The organism is Kitasatospora sp. NPDC001175 (assembly GCF_053598215.1).
In genome coordinates, this window is the sequence record NZ_JBSFJU010000066.1 from 1 (window position 1) to 17,967 (window position 17,967).

15 protein-coding genes are annotated in these 17,967 nt (G+C 72.4%); 2 read left to right on the forward strand and 13 right to left on the reverse strand.

Annotation, left to right across the window (positions count from 1 at the left end; all coding sequences use genetic code 11):
• Positions 1–161: 161 nt before the first annotated feature.
• The 5 genes from ACWDAK_RS32575 to ACWDAK_RS32595 all read right to left on the reverse strand — a co-directional run bounded on the left by ACWDAK_RS32575 (position 162) and on the right by ACWDAK_RS32595 (position 3,906).
• A complete protein-coding gene (locus ACWDAK_RS32575; protein ID WP_344640414.1) occupies positions 162–713 on the reverse strand; it encodes a YciI family protein in 552 nt (183 codons plus the stop codon).
• A 377-nt stretch (positions 714–1,090) separates the two neighbouring features.
• On the reverse strand, positions 1,091–1,723 hold the full coding sequence (locus ACWDAK_RS32580; RefSeq protein WP_344640416.1) for a hypothetical protein: 633 nt from the start codon (positions 1,721–1,723) through the stop codon (positions 1,091–1,093).
• A gap of 345 nt (positions 1,724–2,068) precedes the next feature.
• Entirely contained in the window at positions 2,069–2,434 is a 366-nt protein-coding gene (locus tag ACWDAK_RS32585) for a hypothetical protein (RefSeq protein WP_344640417.1), read from the reverse strand.
• Between the two features lie 372 nt (positions 2,435–2,806).
• Positions 2,807–3,565 (reverse strand): MBL fold metallo-hydrolase, encoded by a 759-nt coding sequence (locus tag ACWDAK_RS32590; RefSeq protein ID WP_427395545.1) that lies wholly within the window; start codon positions 3,563–3,565, stop codon positions 2,807–2,809.
• Positions 3,566–3,570: 5 nt separating this feature from the next.
• Positions 3,571–3,906 carry a hypothetical protein gene (locus ACWDAK_RS32595; RefSeq protein WP_449806525.1) on the reverse strand — a complete coding sequence of 112 codons (336 nt, stop codon included), beginning with the start codon at positions 3,904–3,906 and terminating at the stop codon, positions 3,571–3,573.
• On the opposite strand from ACWDAK_RS32595, the gene ACWDAK_RS32600 reads away from it, so the two are divergent.
• Complete coding sequence (locus tag ACWDAK_RS32600) at positions 3,790–4,158, forward strand: TetR family transcriptional regulator C-terminal domain-containing protein (protein ID WP_449806522.1); 369 nt, start codon at positions 3,790–3,792, stop codon at positions 4,156–4,158. The two genes, ACWDAK_RS32595 and ACWDAK_RS32600, sit on opposite strands and share 117 nt — an antisense overlap.
• Before the next feature lie 545 nt (positions 4,159–4,703).
• Here ACWDAK_RS32600 and ACWDAK_RS32605 read toward each other — a convergent pair.
• From ACWDAK_RS32605 to ACWDAK_RS32625, 5 genes are all read right to left on the reverse strand, one after another.
• Positions 4,704–6,185: a cytochrome P450 gene (locus ACWDAK_RS32605; protein ID WP_427395544.1), complete on the reverse strand. Its 1,482-nt coding sequence runs from the start codon at positions 6,183–6,185 to the stop codon at positions 4,704–4,706.
• A gap of 172 nt (positions 6,186–6,357) precedes the next feature.
• Complete coding sequence (locus ACWDAK_RS32610; RefSeq protein ID WP_344640426.1) at positions 6,358–6,975, reverse strand: GTP-binding protein; 618 nt, start codon at positions 6,973–6,975, stop codon at positions 6,358–6,360.
• Positions 6,956–7,315, reverse strand: a complete 360-nt coding sequence (locus ACWDAK_RS32615) for a DUF742 domain-containing protein (protein ID WP_344640427.1) — start codon at positions 7,313–7,315, stop codon at positions 6,956–6,958. The genes ACWDAK_RS32610 and ACWDAK_RS32615 overlap by 20 nt, the downstream gene beginning before the upstream one ends.
• Before the next feature lie 127 nt (positions 7,316–7,442).
• A complete protein-coding gene (locus ACWDAK_RS32620) occupies positions 7,443–7,850 on the reverse strand; it encodes a roadblock/LC7 domain-containing protein (RefSeq protein WP_344640428.1) in 408 nt (135 codons plus the stop codon).
• The gene (locus ACWDAK_RS32625; protein ID WP_344640458.1) at positions 7,847–9,406 is read right to left on the reverse strand and encodes a sensor histidine kinase; all 1,560 of its coding nucleotides are present in this window, start codon (positions 9,404–9,406) and stop codon (positions 7,847–7,849) included. The genes ACWDAK_RS32620 and ACWDAK_RS32625 overlap by 4 nt, the downstream gene beginning before the upstream one ends.
• Positions 9,407–10,389: 983 nt before the next feature.
• Between ACWDAK_RS32625 and ACWDAK_RS32630 the strand changes: the two genes are divergently transcribed.
• Positions 10,390–13,158 carry a helix-turn-helix transcriptional regulator gene (locus tag ACWDAK_RS32630; RefSeq protein WP_427395543.1) on the forward strand — a complete coding sequence of 923 codons (2,769 nt, stop codon included), beginning with the start codon at positions 10,390–10,392 and terminating at the stop codon, positions 13,156–13,158.
• An 11-nt stretch (positions 13,159–13,169) separates the two neighbouring features.
• On the opposite strand, the gene ACWDAK_RS32635 is transcribed toward ACWDAK_RS32630, so the two are convergent.
• From ACWDAK_RS32635 to ACWDAK_RS32645, 3 genes are read right to left on the reverse strand one after another with little or no spacing between them, the layout of a single operon-like run.
• Positions 13,170–14,339 carry a thiopeptide maturation pyridine synthase gene (locus ACWDAK_RS32635; protein WP_427395542.1) on the reverse strand — a complete coding sequence of 390 codons (1,170 nt, stop codon included), beginning with the start codon at positions 14,337–14,339 and terminating at the stop codon, positions 13,170–13,172.
• Positions 14,336–15,352 carry a lantibiotic dehydratase C-terminal domain-containing protein gene (locus tag ACWDAK_RS32640; RefSeq protein ID WP_427395541.1) on the reverse strand — a complete coding sequence of 339 codons (1,017 nt, stop codon included), beginning with the start codon at positions 15,350–15,352 and terminating at the stop codon, positions 14,336–14,338. Before ACWDAK_RS32640 ends, ACWDAK_RS32635 begins: the two co-directional genes overlap by 4 nt.
• Positions 15,339–17,957 (reverse strand): lantibiotic dehydratase, encoded by a 2,619-nt coding sequence (locus ACWDAK_RS32645; RefSeq protein ID WP_427395540.1) that lies wholly within the window; start codon positions 17,955–17,957, stop codon positions 15,339–15,341. Before ACWDAK_RS32645 ends, ACWDAK_RS32640 begins: the two co-directional genes overlap by 14 nt.
• Between the last annotated feature and the right edge of the window lie 10 nt (positions 17,958–17,967).

Genomic DNA, 17,967 nt, shown 5'->3' on the forward strand with positions numbered 1-17,967 from the left:
GGGCGACGTCGTGGGTGAGCACCACCCGCGAACCCTGGCCGATCCGGGACAGGACGGTCAGCAGGACGTTCCGCTGCCTCCGACACGGCGGCACCCGGTGCGCCGATCCGCCCGAGCGATCCCAGGGGCTCCGGCGGTTACCTCGGCCGGACCTCCTCGGGTTATGACGGCCGCCCGCCGAACTGCCAGTTGTGCACCTCGATCTCGGCGTACCGATCCGGAGTCAGGATGGCGCGTGCCGTTTCCTGGTCCGACGCCCGGACGAACACCGCCGTGCCCAGCCAGGTGGTGCCGTCGTCGGACAGCAGCGGCCCGTAGGCGATCAGCTCGTCCCGGTCGGGCGGCACGGCGAGGTCGGCGGCCCGTCCCGAACCGAGGCCGAGCACCAGGTACCGGTTGCCGCCGGTTCGGCCACCGGGGAAGTCCCACATGGTGCGCCCCAGTAGGTTGCGCCACCGCCGCAGCAGCACGTCCCGGTACACGCCGGCCTGGTAGCCGGGCTCGTCGAAGGCGAACGCGCGGGCGGCGGCGGGATCGGGCAGGTCGACGATGTGCACGCTTCCGGTGGGTGTGTCGCCGTCGTCGGCGAGGGTCGGTCCCCGGGCGATCATCTCCTTCGCGTACCGGTCCATATAGGACCAGTGCTCCTCCAGTAGCTCGTCGCGCAGCGGCAGGGAGCCGGGCCGGTCGCGGTGGTAGCAGAGGAATTCCATACCTGAGGATCTCTCCAGGGAGGCCCCCAGGTCGAGCGGGTTTCACGGCGACGGCTGCTCGGCAGCCTCGTCCAGGAGCGCACGTGCCGACTCCGCGTAGTGGGCGTGCTTGGAGCCGCGCGGGCGGTTCGTCGACCGGGCACTTGACGACCCGCCCGGTCATCCGGTGGATCTCGACCTTGCGCCGCAGTTCCAGGAAGAGGAAGTACCTGCTCAGCACCTTCGAGCGGGCCGCGGATCCCTCGAACCGGCTGGCAATGCTTCAGGAATGCCGAAGCTGCGCACGGGCGACCAGAGCACCCGAAGGGGGAGGAAGTCCCCGGCCGCGGCGCTGGGCACCCAGTGGGGCTCAGGAGTGCTCGCGGGATGTCGCAGAATCAGGCTGGGACGGCGGACTCGCCCTGCTCCAGGGCTACCGGGATGCCGTCTCCCGCCGCCCGGGCCAGCCGGTCGTGCAGTGCCTGCGAGGCTGCCCCCTGCGCGGTGGAGACCACCTGGATGCCGGAGGCGTCTGTGACGGGTGAGTAGGTGTAGAGCGGGAAGCCGAGCACCGTGGGCCCGAGCGCGCTGATCCGCCTGATCGCGCCGTCCAACGTTTGCCGGGAGTACCGGCACCGGTAGAGGTCGAGCCGGTTGAGGTCGATCTTCGGGTCGGCCTTCTTGGCGGCAGCCGCCAGCGCCCGGCCCCGGGTCAGGTCCGTGACGCACAGGGCGACGCGCCCCACCGGGTAGTCGGTGATCAGCGAGCCCCACACGTCCACGAAGGCGCTACGCCCCTGCGCGCCGACCGCCTGGGACAGCTCCTCGGCCTCGGGGGTGTTCGCCGGTGTCCCTTGGTAGCCGGTCGGCGGCGTGGTGGGTTGTGAGTGCTGCCACTGCGCCTGCGTCGGGCACGGGCGCACGCCCGCGCTCTGCGGGGACTGCTGCTGCCTGGCCGCCGTCGAACTTCCGCACCCCGTAAGGGCGGTGGCGGCAAGTATGAGGACGGTGACACGGAGAGGCCGGGGCATGTCGACTCCAGGGACTATTGGTTCCGGTGTGCGATCGTCCCTGTGACGTGCCTGCACGCAGGGCGGTTCCCTCAGCACCGTCCAGGGCGAGAACAGGCCGGACCGTACTCCGAGTTGCTCCCGTCACCTGTGTCGGATTGTTGACGATCCACCCGTCGGCCGGTCGGCAGCGAGGTCGCCTCGGCCGGGCGAGGGTCGCCGCCCACCGGACAGCGCCTGAGTCTCCCGCGTCCGACGAGGCGACGCCGGAGGAGCGGGCACTCAGAGACGAGCCGGCACTCCGCGGAAAAGGCTTCGTCTCCGCTGGCGGCACGGTCACGTGGGCCACGCGAGAGGGCCGTGGGCTCAGCGCATCGCCGGGGCGATCCAGCAGAAGTACTCGATCGCCGTGCCGAGCAGCAGACCGCAGCAGTGCAGTGCGAAGAGCGCGGCCCGGTTCCCCCGGCGCACCGCCGGCGACAGCAGCATCAGGGCCGGGAGGGCCAGGCCCAGCGCCGGGCCCGAGACGAGCAGCAGTGCCAGCAGGACCACCGCACCCACGGTTCCGCCGGAGGCGAGCCCCATCACACCGGCCACCAGGCCGCCGCCCAGGATCATCGTGAGCATCGGGGTGGCGGCGAGCAGCTGCAGCAGCCCCAACAGCACCCAAGGCCAAGTCAGTTCGTCACCCTGACGGGCCCGGGACGGCTCGTTGGCGTAGGTGTCCGCCATGCTGCTCACTTCCTCGCAGACGTGTCTCGCTGTGCTTGCCGATCCATTCTCGAGATCACGCGAGGCTGCGGCCTGAGTACCCGTACTCAAAGGAACCTGGGCACACTTGGCGGGTAGCCACCCCAACTCCCGAATCCCGTACCGCCCGCGCCGACTCACCGGCCGGGGTTGTGCACAGCTGCGCCGGCACGATGCCCCGGCAGCCATGGACCGGCTGTGTCCGAGCACCGCCGGTCGGGCAGTAGCCGCGGTGGCCCGGCAGATGGAGCCCCGCCAGGGGCCGGAGCCCCGCGCGTCGGGAGCGCCGTCGCGCGATGCGTGAGCACGTCGTCGCCCGCCGCGCCGGCCGCGCCTGCTCCGCCGCCTCGGTGTTCAACGGATTCCGTTGGACACCGCCTGCCGTGCGGCCATCGCCAGACCGTCCGTCCATGGTTCTCCGTGGCCCGGCAGGACAAGATCGATATCGTGCTCAGCGATCTTGTCCAGTGAGGCCAGCGCGGACCGGCTGTCCTGGGTGAAGGCCCGGCAGATGACGCACGGTCCGATCCGTCCGGCGACCGCGTCGTGGGTGACCAGGGCGTCGCCGGTGAAGGCGATGGAGGCGTCCGGAAAGAGGTAGCTGGTGCTGCCGTGCGTGTGGCCCGGGGTGAGTACGGCCAACGGGCTTCCGGGGACGGTGAGTTGGCAATCGTCCGAGAAGGTGCGAAGTTCCCGGACGGCCGGCGTGCGCAGCGCGCCGCCGCGAGCCAGGTGCAGTGGTGCCCGCAGGCCGCTCGGGCGGCGGACCGCGTAGCCGAGCAGCGACCGCTCCGGATGCCAGACTTTGTTGAGCTGCCGCGGTTCCGCGAGGATCGGTGCGTCGGACTCGTGTACCCACACCTCGGCGCCGGAGGCAGCGCGGACCCGCTCGGCGAGGCCCACGTGGTCGGGGTGGCCATGGGTGATCAGTACTGCCGCGATGTCGGTGACCGGTCGGCCGAGGTCGCGCAGCGTGCCGAGGAGGCCGTCCCAGTGCGCGGGCAGTCCGGCGTCGACCAGTACCAGGGCCGGCCCGGTGTCGACGAGGTAGAAGTTGACCAGGTGGTCGCCCAGCCGGTGGACGGTGGGCGTCGAGGTGGAGGGAGCAGCCATCGGGATCACCGGCCCAGCTCGATGGTGGTGCCGGGAAGGGCCGCGACCCGCTCGGCGCCGAGCAGCCCTGCCGCCGTCCAGGCGCCGGGTGGTGGGCCGTCGAGCAGCCTGGAGGCGGTCTCGGCGGCCAGCGCTGCGGTGAAAGCGAAGCCTTCGCCCGTGCTCAGCTCGGTGACGTGCAACTGCCCGTCTGCGTCGGCGAGTTCAGCGTAGCCGTGGGAGCGGTGCTCCGTCTCGCCGCTGCCGCGCGGCACGGCGTACGCGGTGACGTCGGGCGCGCCGCTGGCCTGCCGTGCCGCCTCCAGATCGCCCGTCGGCACCGGGATCACCGCACGCGTCATGCCGCCGAAGGTGAGCGTGGTGGCGCCCGCTCCGCCGTCCGGGGCGGCTTCCGGCGGTGGACCTCGCGCATCCAGCAAGTGCTCACCGAAGCCAAGGAAACAGGTGAACTCGACGCCGCTCTCGACGTGGAGGCGGCCGCGCTGTTCATCCTCAGCGCCTGGGAGGGCACGCTGATCGCGGCCCGGGCCGACAAGTCCTCCGCACCCCTCGACGCCTTCTTCCGCATGGTCTTCGACGTCGTCCTGCGCTGATCGCGGCTACCCGCAGGAGGCCCGCCGGCCCCACTCACCCTTGCGCTGGCCGCACGCGCGGACGCCCGCCCGATACCGCTTCCGCCGCCGGTGACCAGCGCTGGCGTGCCTGCGAACTGCCGGGGCGTGGCTGTCTTCTCTCTTGTTGCTGCGTTTTCGTGGAGTGGTGGGAAGAATGCGGCGTACCGATGACGGCTCGGCGTCCGGAGCCGCCATCGGTACGTCTGACGGCCCGGCGTTCGCAGCCGCCGGGCGTGTCGTGCGTCAGCGGCGGCGCAGGCGCTTGTCGGTGATGGGCGGGGTGGGGTCGATGTGTGCTTGCGCTCGAAGACAAACACAGCCGTCGGCCGAGGTGGGAGGCATGCTTCGACAGGGGGTCCAGCTAGGCCCCCTTCGCGGTGGTCCGCGGCGGGGTCCCCGGATTTACCGTGGTGCCATGGGTCAGGAGCCGAATGCGGAGTTGCAGCAATTCCTGCGCTCCCGCCGCGCGAAGATCGCCCCCGAGGGGGGTGGGCCTGCCGCCGCACTTGCCGCTGCCGCTGGCGTCAGCGCCGGAACATCCCGGTCAGGACGCTCCACCAGCTGCGGCGCTGGCGAGGGACGGCGGCTGGAACGGGAGGTTCCGGCGCTGACGGCTGGGCGGTGGGTGGCGCGGGCGGCGTCGCCGACTTGGTCGACGCGGTCGGCTGGGTGGGCTGGGTCGGCGCGGTGGTGGGCGCAGTTGTGGGTGCGGTGAGTCCGTCGGCCGTAGCCTCCCCGTCGGCCGTCCGCGGGGTGAAGCGCACTGGCAGGCCGACCAGGTGGCGGGACAGCCAGGCCGATGTCCAGGTCAACTCATCTTCAAAAACGCCCAGTTGGAGGTCGGGCAGGCGGGTGAGCAGGATGTCGATGCCAGTCTCCGCGATGGCCCGGCCGATGTCCTGGCCGGGGCACTCGTGCGGGCCGCTGCCGAAGGACAGGTGCGAGCGGTTGCCGGAGAGTGGTTTCGACAGGTCGGGGCGGACGGCCGGATCGACGTTGCCGGCCGCGAGACCGAGCAGGAGCATGTCGCCGGCCTTGATCTGGCGACCGCCGAGTTCGGTGTCGCCGGTCGCCCAGCGGCCCGCTACCAGGACCATCGGCGGGGAGTCCCAGAGGACCTGGTCCAGGGCGTCGGGCAGCGTCATGTGGCCGCCGGACAGGTGGGCGCGGAACCGCCGGTCGGTGAGGACGAGCTTCAGGGTGTCCGCGATCAGGTTGACGGTCGTCTCGTTCGCGGCGAGCAGCACCACCCGCAGGTGCTCCAGCACCTCGTCGTCGGTGAGCCCGGCATCGTGCTGCATCAGCCATGTCACGAGGTCGGGTCCAGGTGCCGCCCGCTTGCGGTCCATCATCCGGCGGAGCGTCTCCACCACGTAGTCGTTGCTCGCGATGGCCGTCTCGGTACCCTTCATCAGGTCCCGGGTGGCATCGACCAGCCGTGGCCCGTACTCCTCGGGCATCCCGAGGAGTTGCGTCATGACCAGCATCGGCAGGTGCTCGGCGAACTGGGCCACCAGATCGGCCTGGCCGGTCGGGCCGAAGTCCTGGATCAGCTGGTCGGCGAAGCGGGTGACGTAGCGGCGGACCCCGCGCCGGTCGAAGCGGTTCAGACTGTCGGTGACCGCGCCGCGCAGGCGCTTGTGCTCCTCGCCGTCAGCGAAGACGCACATCGGCTGCCAGGCGATCACCGGCATCAGCGGGGAGTCCGGTGTGACCAGCCCGTTCCGGAACGCAGTCCAGCGGCGGGAGTCCCTGGAGAACCGGGAGGGCGTGCGCATGGCGGCGAGGTTCGCCGCGTGGCCGAGGACCAGCCACGCCGGGAGGTCGCCGTGGAGTAACACGGGTGCCACCTCGCCGTGTTCCGCGCGCAGTTTCTCGTACAGGCCAGCCGGGTCGGCCTCGGCCTCCGGTCCGTAGAGGCGCCGCAGGCCGTTGGTGCCGAGCTGGTGGGCGGGGCACCCGGGCGGCGGGGTGGGGGAGGCGTCGGCAGGGAACGGGGTGGTCACGGTATCTCCGGAGTCAGCACGGGAGGGTCATCGGGAAATGCAGTCATCGAGGGGAGTGAACGGGCCGTCGTCACGCGGCAGTTGGCAGGGGGCCGACGGGGCGAGCGTCTTTGGTGCGCCGACCGGGAGACGGACAGGTGGCCGACGGGCGGCGGCCAGGGGCGGAGTGCGGTCACCGCACGGCCGGGGCCGCGAGGTTGTACAGGTAGCGCAGCAGAGCCAGCAGGACGTCCCGGCTGGATTCGCGTGTCCGGGCGTCGCACGCGACGATCGGTACCTCGGGCGGCAGGTCCAGGGCGGTCCGCAGCTCCTCGGTCGGGTAGGTCGGGGACTCGGGGAAGGCGTTGGTCGCGATGACGAACGGCACGCCGCGGTCCTCCAACCGCCCGATCACGTCGAAGCTGACCTCTAGCCGGCGGGTGTCGACCAGCACCACCGCGCCGAGGGCTCCCTCGAACAGGCCGTTCCAGAGGAACCAGAACCGCTCCTGCCCCGGGGTGCCGAACACGTAGAGGACCAGTTCGTCGCTGATGCTGATCCGGCCGAAGTCCATCGCGACCGTGGTGGAGGTCTTGCGCTCGACCCCGGCGGTGTCGTCGATGCCCGCCCCGGCCTGAGTCATGGTCTCCTCGGTGGTCAGTGGGCGGATCTCGCTCACCGAGCCGACCAGGGTCGTCTTGCCGACGCCGAAGCCGCCCACGATCACCACCTTGACGGCGGTGCTGGCCGAGGCCGGGAGCAGGTCCGAGCTCTGCGGCCCCACTACGGTGTCAGAGCTTCTGAAGTCCATGGATCACCGCCTCCAACAAGGCACGGTCGGGAAGGGACGCCTTCGGGATGGGGGCGCGGGCCTCGATCCGTCCCTCGACGAGAAGGTCCGCCAGCAGCACGGTGACCACGCTCGCCGGCAGTCGCAGATAGGCGGAGATCTCGGCCACGGACAGTGGCGAGCCGCAGATGCGCAGGATCGCCGCGTGCTCCGGCTGCATCATGGGCGTCGGTTCGGAACGGGAAACGACCAGTGTGACCAGGTCGAACGTGGTGTGCTCGGGCAGACCGCTGCGGCCGCGCGTGATCACATAGAGCCGCTCGGGGTTGCCTTCGTCCCAGTCCCGGCCGGCTGTGCTCATGTGCTCGCCTCCCCTCCGGGCCCGGGCCGTTGCGGCCCCGTCCGCTGGGAGGCCACTTTGCGTGACGCGCGCCTTCCGACGACTCCCGCCGAGCCTGCGACCAGGGGGAGCTCCGTGCCGCGCCCGCTCATGCGACCTGACCGCCGTTGCGCGGAGGTGTGCTGAGGTGCTCGCCGATCCGTGCGACCAGGTCCCGCATCCGCTGGCCCACCAGCCCGGCGTCGACGCCCTCCTCGGCCAGCACCGCGAGGTAGGCCCGGGAGCCGGCCGCCATCAGGTAGAAGAAGCCGCCGCCCACCTCGATCACCACCAGTCGCATCCGGCCGTCGCCTTGCGGGAACTCGTGTCCCACAGCGGTGGCCAGACTCTGCAGGCCGGCGCAGGCGGCGGCGAGGCGGTCGGCGGTGTCGGGGTCGGTGCCGTACTGGGCCATCCGCAGTCCGTCGGCGGAGAGCACAACGATGTGGCGGGTGTGCGGGACGCCGTCCGCCAACTCCTTGAGCATCCAGTCCATGTTGGTCCGCTGCTGAATCACTGCTCGCCCTTCCCTGCCGACTCTTCATTGGTGTGGCCGGCCGAACCGGTGGACGGCGCATGGCCGTTCACCCCCTCGTGGAAGGCGGCCAGCCACATTCCGGGCTGTACCGGCTCCTGGGCCGGCTCGGGGACCCTGGCGGCCTCGGGAGTACCCGTCCACGGGGCCGCGGCGCGGCGGCGGCGCTGCGGCAGACCGTTCGGGGTCCGCTCGCCGACCACCGGAAACCCGCCGTCCGCCGGGCCCGAACCCGCGAGGGATTCCAGGGAGGAGCCGAACGACGGCTCCGGATAAGAAGGTTGTGCCGTCATCGACCCGCGGCGCCGCGGCCCGGCCGCCGGCCGGGTACGGGCGGGCGGGATCGGACGGGGGCCGGAGGCGACGCCGATGCCGTGTGCCCGGGCGGTGGCGGGTGCCGTGGTGATGAGCTCCTGCGGCACGATCAGGACGGCGCGTACACCGCCGTAGGCGGAGGGCCGCAACGAGACCTGGAACCCGTACGCCTGCGCGAGGCGGCCGACCACGGCCAGGCCGAGCCTGGGGGTCTCGCCGAGGTCGTTGAGGTCGATTCCGGACTGCGCCTCCCTGAGCATCCGCTCGGCGCGGGCGCGGCCCTCCTCGCTCAGGCTGAGGCCGCCGTCCTCGATCTCGATCGCTATGCCGGTCTGCACCTCGACGGCGGTCAGATGCACTCTGGTCTGCGGCGGGGAGTACCGGGTGGCATTGTCCAGCAGCTCGGCGACCGCGTGGATGAGCGGCTCGACGGCCGGTCCGACCACGGCTACCTCGGACACCGGGTGCAGGTCCACCCGCTGGTAGTCCAGGATGCGCGAGATGCCGCCGCGGAGCACGCTGTACAGCGGCACCGACCTGCGCCACTGCCGGCCGGGGCGGGCGCCGCCGAGGACGGCGATGCTGTCCGCGAGGCGGCCGATCAGCGCGTTGCCGTGGTCCAGGCGCAGCAGGTCGTCGAAGACAGCCGGGTCGTTGCCGTGCCGGTCCTCCATCTCGCGCAGGTCCTGGGCCTGCCGGTGGACGATCGCCTGCACGCGGCGGGCGATGTTGACGAACGCCCGCTGGGTGGACTCCCGCATGCCCTCCTCGTTGTCGACGGCCTCCAGGACGGTGCGCAGCACGTACTGCAGGGCGGCCTGGAAGTCCTGGTCCGCGCCGGGGTCGTGGGACTCGTAGGCCTTCAGCAGGTCCTCGCGGAACTCGCCGCGCTGCAGCCGGGCGACCGCCTCGGGCAGAGCGGACTTCGCCAGCTCGACCGTCTCGGCCTCCTGCCGGGCCAGCCGACGGCGCAGCTCGTCCTCCCGCTGGGCGTACCGCTCGCGCAGGATCGCCACCGCACGTCCCCGGCGCGCCGCCTCGGCGGCCACCACGGCCACCGCCGCGGTGCCTGCCACCCCGCACCACACGACTCCCGCGCGGGCGCCGGCGGGGACCACCGACACCGCCAGGAGAGCGGCGGCGGCCGTCACGACCGTGGGCAGGAGCCACACGAGTACGGGAGCGGAGAACCGGCTTCCGGGGGACGATCCAGCACGAAGCATCAGCATCCTCAAACGATCGAAAGGCTACGGGGGGAAGGACGGCGGCGGCCGACTCCGGAGGCGTGGGGCAGCGTTCGGCGTTCGGCGTGCGGCCCGATGCCCACGCCGATCCGCGGGACCTGGTGCGACGGCGGTGCGGCGGGCTGGGCCGGAAGTAGCATAGCCGGGTTCATGACATGTCTGGCACAAACCCAAAAACGCTGCCACACAACCGATTTGATGCCTCTAGCCGGACATGCCACGTATGTCGCATGGCGGTGGGAGGTGTCCAGACAAGGCTCTTGCTCCATCGGTCGGGCCTGGTGCTGGCACCAGGCTTGCCCAATCGGGGGCGTTCCACCGGCGCCCGGGGTCGGATTCGCCCAAGAGGCGGGTTGCTTCGGGAAACGACTGCGCAGTCAACGGTGTCCGTGCTATGGCGCAGGGACCATCTGCCCGGCAGTGGGCCGCGCAGATGGCTCGGGCCGTTGTGGAGGATCGAGGCCGACGGGTGATCGCCCACCGGCAAAATGCTCGCGAAGGCGCGTCACATGCGAACCAGGCACTGTGTGAGAAAACATGTCTGGAGGACATCGCTTTCGGGCACACCCCAGCCGGCGGTCGATGGTTCAGGCTGCCCTGATCGGGCATTGGTTGATCACTGCGGAGCGGGCAGGTGCGGTGCGCTCCGCGGGCGGAGAGCACCGCGCGGGGTGGTCAACCGGCCTTGGAGCAGCGGGAGTCGAGGCCGGCCCTAGTCATTCCCGGTGCCGGCGAAGGCGCTGCCCCGGGCGCGGTGATGGCTGAGAAGCCGTTGCCGCGGCATCGCTCGGACCGGCATCGGCGGCCGACCGGGGAGATTTCCTCGCAACCTGGTCGTACACCATCTGGTTGCCATAAAGTTGCTGCGGATCAAAAGGATTGAGTGTCCGTCACAGGAACCCGTGTCGTCCGGAGTCCGTGCGATGACGGGTGTGGGGCAGGTTCGTGCGGGGGAGGGAACGATGGCCTGGATCGGGGCGCAGGGGCGTGGGCCCGAGCTGGCGCGGCTGAGTGGTGTGGTCGACAGAGCCCGCGCCGGCCGGCCGACCACCGTGTTGATCCAGGGGGAGCCGGGGAGCGGGAAGTCGGAGGCGGTGGCGGCACTGGCCGCGCTCGCCGCCGACGCGGGGTTCCAGGTGGCCGTCGCCAACGCGCGGAGCCTGCCCGACGTGCCGTTCGCGGCCGCCGACCAGGTGCTCGCCCGGCTGTCGCCGGCGGGCACGCGGGTGGCGGACCGCGCGTCCTCGCCCTCGACGGAGGTGCTGCGCGATCTCGTCGAACTGGTCCGTGCGCAGGCCCGCCGTGCGCCGGTGGCCGTCTGCCTGGACGACGCCGCCTGTCTCGAACCGTGGTCGCTGCGCTGGCTGTCGGAGCTGTCGGCGTCCGCGTTCCCGCACCGGCTGGTGGTCGCGTTGTCCGCCGGGCACTTCGGAGGCGGCGGCGAGCCCGAGTTGACGACCGGACTCGCCGCGCTTGCCGAACACATCACCCTCACCGGTCTGCCGGCGGCCGCACTCGCCGACTTCGCGGCCGCCCGCTGCGGGGTCCGGCTCGACGAGGACGCCGCGGCGGCCTGCTACGAGCTGACCGGTGGCAACCCCGGTCTGCTACAGGCCCTGCTGTCCGAGCACAGCGGTGCTGCTCCCAGCGCCGAGAAGCTGCGGGCCGGCACCGGTTCGAGGGCGCTCCCCGGTATCGAGCGCTGGCTGGGCGGCATCGGTGAACCGGCGCTCGCGCTGGCGCGGGCGGTCGCCGTACTCGGTGTCGACGCGGAGATCGCGCAGGCCGCGGAACTCGCGCGGCTGACCGTGGGGGAGGCCCTGACCGCGGTCGACGAGCTGGTCGACCGGTGCCTGCTGGCCAACCGCACGCCGCTGGCGTTCTGCCACCCGCTGCTCGGCTCGATGGTCATCGGTGCGGTACCGGTCGGCACGCGGGCCGCCCTGCACCTGCGGGCGGCCGAGATCCTGCGCGACGGGCACTTCGACGTGACCGGGGTGGCGCGGCAGCTGGTCGCGGCCGGTCCGCTCGGCCAGGAATGGACGGTACGGCCGCTGCGGATCGCGGCCCGCAGGCTGGCACAGGAGGGCAGGGCCGAGGACGCCGCCCGGCACCTGCGCGGTCTGCTGCGGGAGCAGTTGGGGCCGCAGGTCAGGGCGGCCGTGCGGTGCGAGCTCGCCGCACTGGACGCATTCGTCGATCCGGAGCTCACGGTGCGCCAGCTGGACGCGGCGCGGCAGGAGGCCGAGGACCCCTTTGCCATGGTGGACCACACGCTGGCCCTCGCCGGTCTGCTGACCGAGTGCGGGCGGCCCGCGGACGCCGTGGCGGTCCTCGACGACACGGCCGAGCGGCTCGGCCCGGCCTCGGCCGCGTACGTCTGGCGGCTGCGGCTGCACAAGGCGCTCAGCTGGCGAGGTGGTCCCGCCTGGCTGGTCAGGTCCGGCGAGGGGCTGGACGACCTGGCCGCAGAGGCTCCGGAACCAGGCGGCGGTTGTTGGGAACTGGCCGCACTGCGAGCCGCCGAGGCGGTCGACGCCGGAGCGGACAGGGGGGCGGCCGTGCGCCATGCCCGGCAGGCGCTGGCCGGTGGCAGCGACAGTCTGGGCAGGGGCCTGTGGCACGGCTGCGGCGCGCTGATCCGGGCCGACGAGTTGACCGAGGCATGGACGCACTGCAGCCGGACCCGGCTGGCCGGCGGGGTACCGCCCGGGCGGTGGGACCACGTCGCCGCCGAGCTGCTGCGCGCCGCGATCCGCCGGGTCCGCGGTGACCTGGGCGGTGTGGCCGAGGCGCTGACGCCCATGGCGGACCGGCTCTGCGGGCTGGTGCCCACGGGCCACCGGCTGGCCGCGCTGGCCGTGTCGGCCCTGGTCGAGGCGCGCGCCCTGATGGGCGACACCGACACCGCCCGCACCCTGCTCACCGGCTGCGGCCTGGACCGGGAACTGCCGCCGTGGCAGGACACCCCGGCCGTACTCGCCGCGCGTGCCGCCCTGTGGGAGCAGACCGGCGAACCACTGCGCGCGGTCGAGGACTACCTGGCCGCCGGCCGGCTGCTGACCGACTGCCAGGTGCGGAACCCGGCCGTGCTGCCGTGGCGGTCGCGCGCCGCGCAGCTGCTCGTCGCGGCGGGTGAGGTGGCCGAGGCGGCCAGGCTGGCCGGCGCCGAGCTGGAGGACGCACGCCGGTGGGGAACACCGCGCACGATCGGGGCCGCCGAACACGCGGTCGCCATGACCGAGACCGGCACGCGCCGCATCAGCCTGCTCTCCGGGGCCGTCGGCACACTGACCCGTTCACCGGCCAGACTGGAGCTGGCGACCGCCCGGTTCGACCTGGCCACCGCGCTGAGCGTGGCCGGCCGGCCGCACGAGGCGCACACCGAGCTCGTCGCCGCGCTGTCCACGGCCTGGTCCTGCTCCGCCCGGCCGCTGGTGAGCCGGATCACCGCGGCGCAGCAGGCGAGCTTCCCGGTGGACACCGACGAACCGCCGAATCCGGCGTTGATCGGCCTGACCCCGCAGGAACTGAAGATCCTCTGCCTCGCCCGGGACGGCCACACCAACCGGGCCATCGCCGGGAAGCTGTTCGTCACCGTGCGGACGGTGGAGTTCCACCTCTCCGGCGCCTACCGCAAACTCGGCATCTCCGGACGCCAGCAACTCGCCGAGATCATCCCGGCGAGGACGACGGCGGACACGGTGAGAGCGCTGCCGGTGGACGGGTAGCACCACGCACCTCAGGCCATCCCGTCCGCCCACTGCGCGCCGAGCCGGACCCACTCGGGAGGGCCGGCGGCGGACCCGGAGACCACGTACCGCTGGAAGCTGCCGGTCGCCGAGACGCCGTGTAGCGATTCGACGGTGTTCGCCGCCAGGTGGCACAGCAGCCCCCGGTCCGCCGGCCCCAGCCCGAGGCGGCCCAGGTGGACGTACAGGTAGTTCACCACCAGCCGGAAGGAGGCGAACCAGTGGTCGCTCCACAGGAAGTCCGCGTGGCCGTGGCCGCTCTGCAGGAGTTGGTGGAACTCGCTGACCTGCTGGGTCGGCATCCGCGGCGCCCGGCCGGCCCCGCGCAGCGACACCTCGCCCGAGGCCAGCAGCGGGTACGCGATCCGCTGGTACCGGCGCACCACCTCGCCCCACTCCCGGACGAACGGTGGCTCACCCCCGCCGCCGGCCAACGCGGACTCCACCGCGCGCAGGCGCCTCGACAGGGCGTCCGCCTGGCGACGGTAGCGCTCGTCGAAGGTCGCCCGGTACCCGGTCGGGTCCCGCGTGCGCGACAGGAAGGCGTCGGCATGCGACCGCAGGGACAGGATGCCGCGTTCGATCGGTGCGCCACCCGCCTCGAACGGGATGGCGGCGACCGCCGTGGTGGTCCACATCAGGTCCAGCGCCAGCGTCGGCAACGCGCCGCCGGAGGACAGGTGGTCGTACATCCGGAACACCAGGTCGGTGGTGTCGCTGAGGAAGCCGGCGAGCAGTTCGCTGGCCCGCATCGACCCGAGTACCTGCAACCGGTGGTCGTAAGGCTGTTCGAGTACGACGTTGTCGGGCAGCCAGGGGTGCAGCGGCCCGGTCTCCATCTCCAGCTCCGCCAACCGCTGGTGCACCGGGGCCAGCGCGGCCTCGTCCGGCCCGGCCGTCGAGGGGTGGGCGCGCAAGTACTCGGAGACCAGCGCGATGACCGTCGGCCGCACCTCGGCGTCCCAACTCCAATCGGACGTGAGGAAGTTCAATCGCAGGTGCGGACCGCGCCGCCAGTGCCGACCGAACCAGGCGCCGCCGACCGAGCCGCGCACGGCCTCGAAGGCAGGCCGGACGGCGTGCCGGACGAGCGCGGACTCGGCACTCCCGTCATGGTGGTGGACGTGGATGCTGTGCCAGCGGACGGCCGAGTCGCTCATGACGCCGTCAACGCCTCGGGCAGTTCCGCGAGGATGCGGCCGACCAAGAAGCGCAGCTGGTTCTCCTGCCACAGGGTCAGTCCTAGCCGGTTGTTGACCAGGTGCGCGCAGCGGAGCAGTACCAGACTGGTGGCCGGGTGGGTGGTGGCGGCCAGGTCGAGCGGGCCGGCCAATGGGGAGGCGGCCCACTCGGTGGCGAAACCGCCCCGGTCCTCCAGGCCGTGCAGTTCGTCCCGCAGCCGGCGTACCGACGCCAGCCAGTACGCTCGCTGGTCCGTGCCGTCCGGTCGGGCCGCCATCCGCCAGGTGTCCAGTGCCCGTTCCCGGAGCCGCTCGCGCTGGGCCCGGTAGCGGGCCACCGTCTCCGGGGCCTCGGGGCCGCTGCCGAACGGCAGCGGCGGGCCGCCATGGCGCCGCCACTGGTCGCGTACCTCCTCGCTCAGCGCGAACACTCCCACGACCAGGTCGAAGGCCAGCAGGGCGCGCTGCTCCAGCGTCGCCCCGGCGGCCACCACCGAGAGCGCCAGCCGGCTGGATTCGAAGAAGTGCCGCTCGATGGCGGCGATGGCCGGTCCGTACCCGTAGTCCGCGTGCTCGCGCTCGTAGGGGAGGAACTCCACCGTGTTGTTCGGCCGCACCACCTGGTCGTGGCCCGCCCGGCCCTCCAGACCGGCCAGGTCCGCGGCCACCTGGGCGAAGCGCGAGCGGTCCACGACGTCCCGGGCCGGGCGGCCTGCCAGGAACGCGCGGATCCGCGTCTCTGTGAGCCGCTCGACCTCGGCCCGGTCGGCGGCGAGGGCGGGCAGCAGCCGGAGCCGGACGTGCGGGCCGCCCTCCCAGTACCGCAGGAAGAAGTACCGCTGCACCAGGCCGTCGGCGAGGAGCGCCCCGGCCAGCGGCCGGACGCAGTCGGCCAGCAGCCCGTCCTGGTCGGTGTCGTAGAAGACGTGCGCGCACACCCAGTCCGTAGCCCGCGCCGTGTCGGGTTCCAGCCGGTCGCTAGCGGTCGGCATCCTGTCCTCCGTTGATCTCGACGAGGTATTCGGTCACCCGGGATCCATGGGCCCCGTAGTGCGGTGCGTCGGCCGGGTCGGGCAGCGCCTCCTGGAGGAACAGCACCTGTTCCCCTCCGGCCAGCATCCGTTCGAAGAGGCCCACCAGTAGCAGGTTCGCGAAGTCGATGTGCAGCGGCTTGCGGGACTTGATCCGCCATACGCTGCCGCCGACCACCGAGGCGGGGTCGAGGGCCCGGACGAAGCAGCGGACGGGCATGCCGTGCTCGCGCAGCCAGGCGGCCAGCCGCAGCAGGTAGCGGCGGTCGCTCTCGCCCTTGCCGCGGACGGGCACCGCGCTCACCGGGAACACCCACTGGCGGCGGCTCACGGTGGTGCGGCCGATGACCACCGCAGGCTCGGCCCGCAGCTGGTCGACCCCGTCGAGCGAGGTGTCCCCGAACATCCGCCGGCCCGGGATGAGCAGGTTCGGCGTGGCGCCGAACGCCTGCATCACAAGCCGGATCGCGGGCGGCAACCACAGCTCCGCGATGAGGTTGGGGTGTACCGGGCGGACCTCGCTCCCGCGATCGCGCGAGTGCAGGGTGAGCAGCTCCAGGGCGGGATCGTGGCGCACCACGAGGTCGCCGATCGGAATGCGCCGGTCGGCCCCGCGCCGGCTGAGGCCCCCGGGGTAGTCGATCTCCTCCGCCACCGCCGAGAAGCGCAGACCGACATTGGCACCGTAATGGCGGCAGGTGTCGGCGACCAGCACACCGCCCGGCGGTGCTGCAGTGTCGACCTCCACGGCGACCCCGGCCTGGGCGAGCAGCCGGCGGATGCGGTCACGGCCGCGGCCGTGACCGGAGTTGACGGCGTTTATCACGAACCGGGGGTCGTCGGGCTCACCGTAGGGCTGCCCGTAGAAGGCCACCGAGTCCGGCGGTCGCATCCACACCGGCCAGCGGTCGGCCAACGCCGACAGCCGCTCGACGGACGGCCGCAGCACGCCGTCCTCCGTCAACGGCCCGCCCAGTGCCTCGGCGCACAACTGCGCCCGCAGCTCGGCGAGTTCACGGATCCTCGGCAGCCGGTGATCCTCCAGGGCCCGGTACCCGTGCGTGGCGATGGACAGCACGCCCGGCAGCTCGCCGTCCTCACGCAACCACTCCTGCACCGCCCGGTGGAAGGTGAGGAACGGCACCTCGGCGCCCGGGCCGATCTGCTCGGCGAACGCCTCGGCGAGCGCGACCCGGCCCGGCAGGGCGGGGTCAAGTACGGCGTAGCAGCGGCGTACGGCGTCCAGATCCCGCAGCACCGGCGCCCAGTCGCGCGCATCGGGCCCGGTCTCCACCGTGACCAGCAACGCGTTCTCGATGATGCTGTTCTTGGCCGGAAGCTCGATCCGCTCTGGTCCGACCAGTGAGCGGATCCGGTGCAGGGCCGCCTCGACGTCCCGGGTGCGCCGAAGCCGGTCCGCCGCGTCCGTGAGTGCCGGGTAGCCGGCCAACCGGTCCGCCAGCCCGTCCAGTTCACCGACGACCTCGGCCAGGGGCGGGCCCGCGCCGGCCACCCAGGAGCGCAGTTCGGCGAGCGGGTCCAGCGCCTGGTCGGCGAACGGCCGCTCGGCCTCCAGCAGCCCGAGGTCGACCAGCCGGCCCAGATAGGCGTCGGCGGTGGCCGGGGTGCTCCCGGTGCGGACCGCCACCTGCCCGGCGGCCTCCGCGCGCGTCCGCCCGGCCTCGGTCACCACCTCCACGCAGAGCTGGATCTGCGCACTCGCCGCCAGGCTGCGCAGCGGCTCATCGGAGCCCGGGCCGAGGAACTCCCAGCGCTCCCCGGTCAACAGGGCGCTCGGGTTCAGCCGCAGCCGCAGGCGCGCCGCGAGGACGGGATGCCGGCTCAGCTCCCGGACCAGCTGCTGGATCAGCCACAGGTTGGGCTCGACGACGGTCCGTACGGTGAAGTCCCTGTGCTCACTCGCCTCCTCGGACCCGCCTGAAGCCCGGTCGCGCCAGCGGCCGAGGCCGTTGATCGTGAAGGTGCTGAACGGGGTGGTCTTCGTGGTGATCCGGGCGAGGTACTTGGCCAGCCGGAGTGCCAGCCGGCGGTCCGGTGGGGTCTGCTCCGGCCGGGCCAGCCAGGTGCGCAGCCGGTCGTGGAGCACGGGGCTGCTCAGAACCAGCCCGTACTGGAAGGCCGGATCGCCGACCGCCTTCCGCAGCAGCGCGTGCTGGGCCCCGGTGTGCCGGCCGACCAACTCGTCCAGCAACGCCAGGTCGCGCTGGTGCGCGGCCAGCAGCTCCAGCCAGGACCGCACCCCGTCGGCCAGGCCGGTCGGCAGGACCGCGCGGACGTCGTCGTTCCAGTACCGGGCCGGCGGCCGACGGTTGTGGATGGACCGGCGCAGTGCGACCAGCAGCGGCTTGCCGGCCGGCTCGCGTCCGATCAGCTCGAACAGCTCGTCGGAGAGTTCCGCGGCGACGGCGGTCAGCCGGTCCTCACCGGCCAGCACCGCCTCGATCTGCCGCCACAGTTCCGGCGATCGCAGGTCGTCCAACGTCGACACCGGCATCCCGCCGATCCGCACGCCGAAGGTGTCCGGGGTTGAGAAACCCTGAGTCATCGTCAACTCC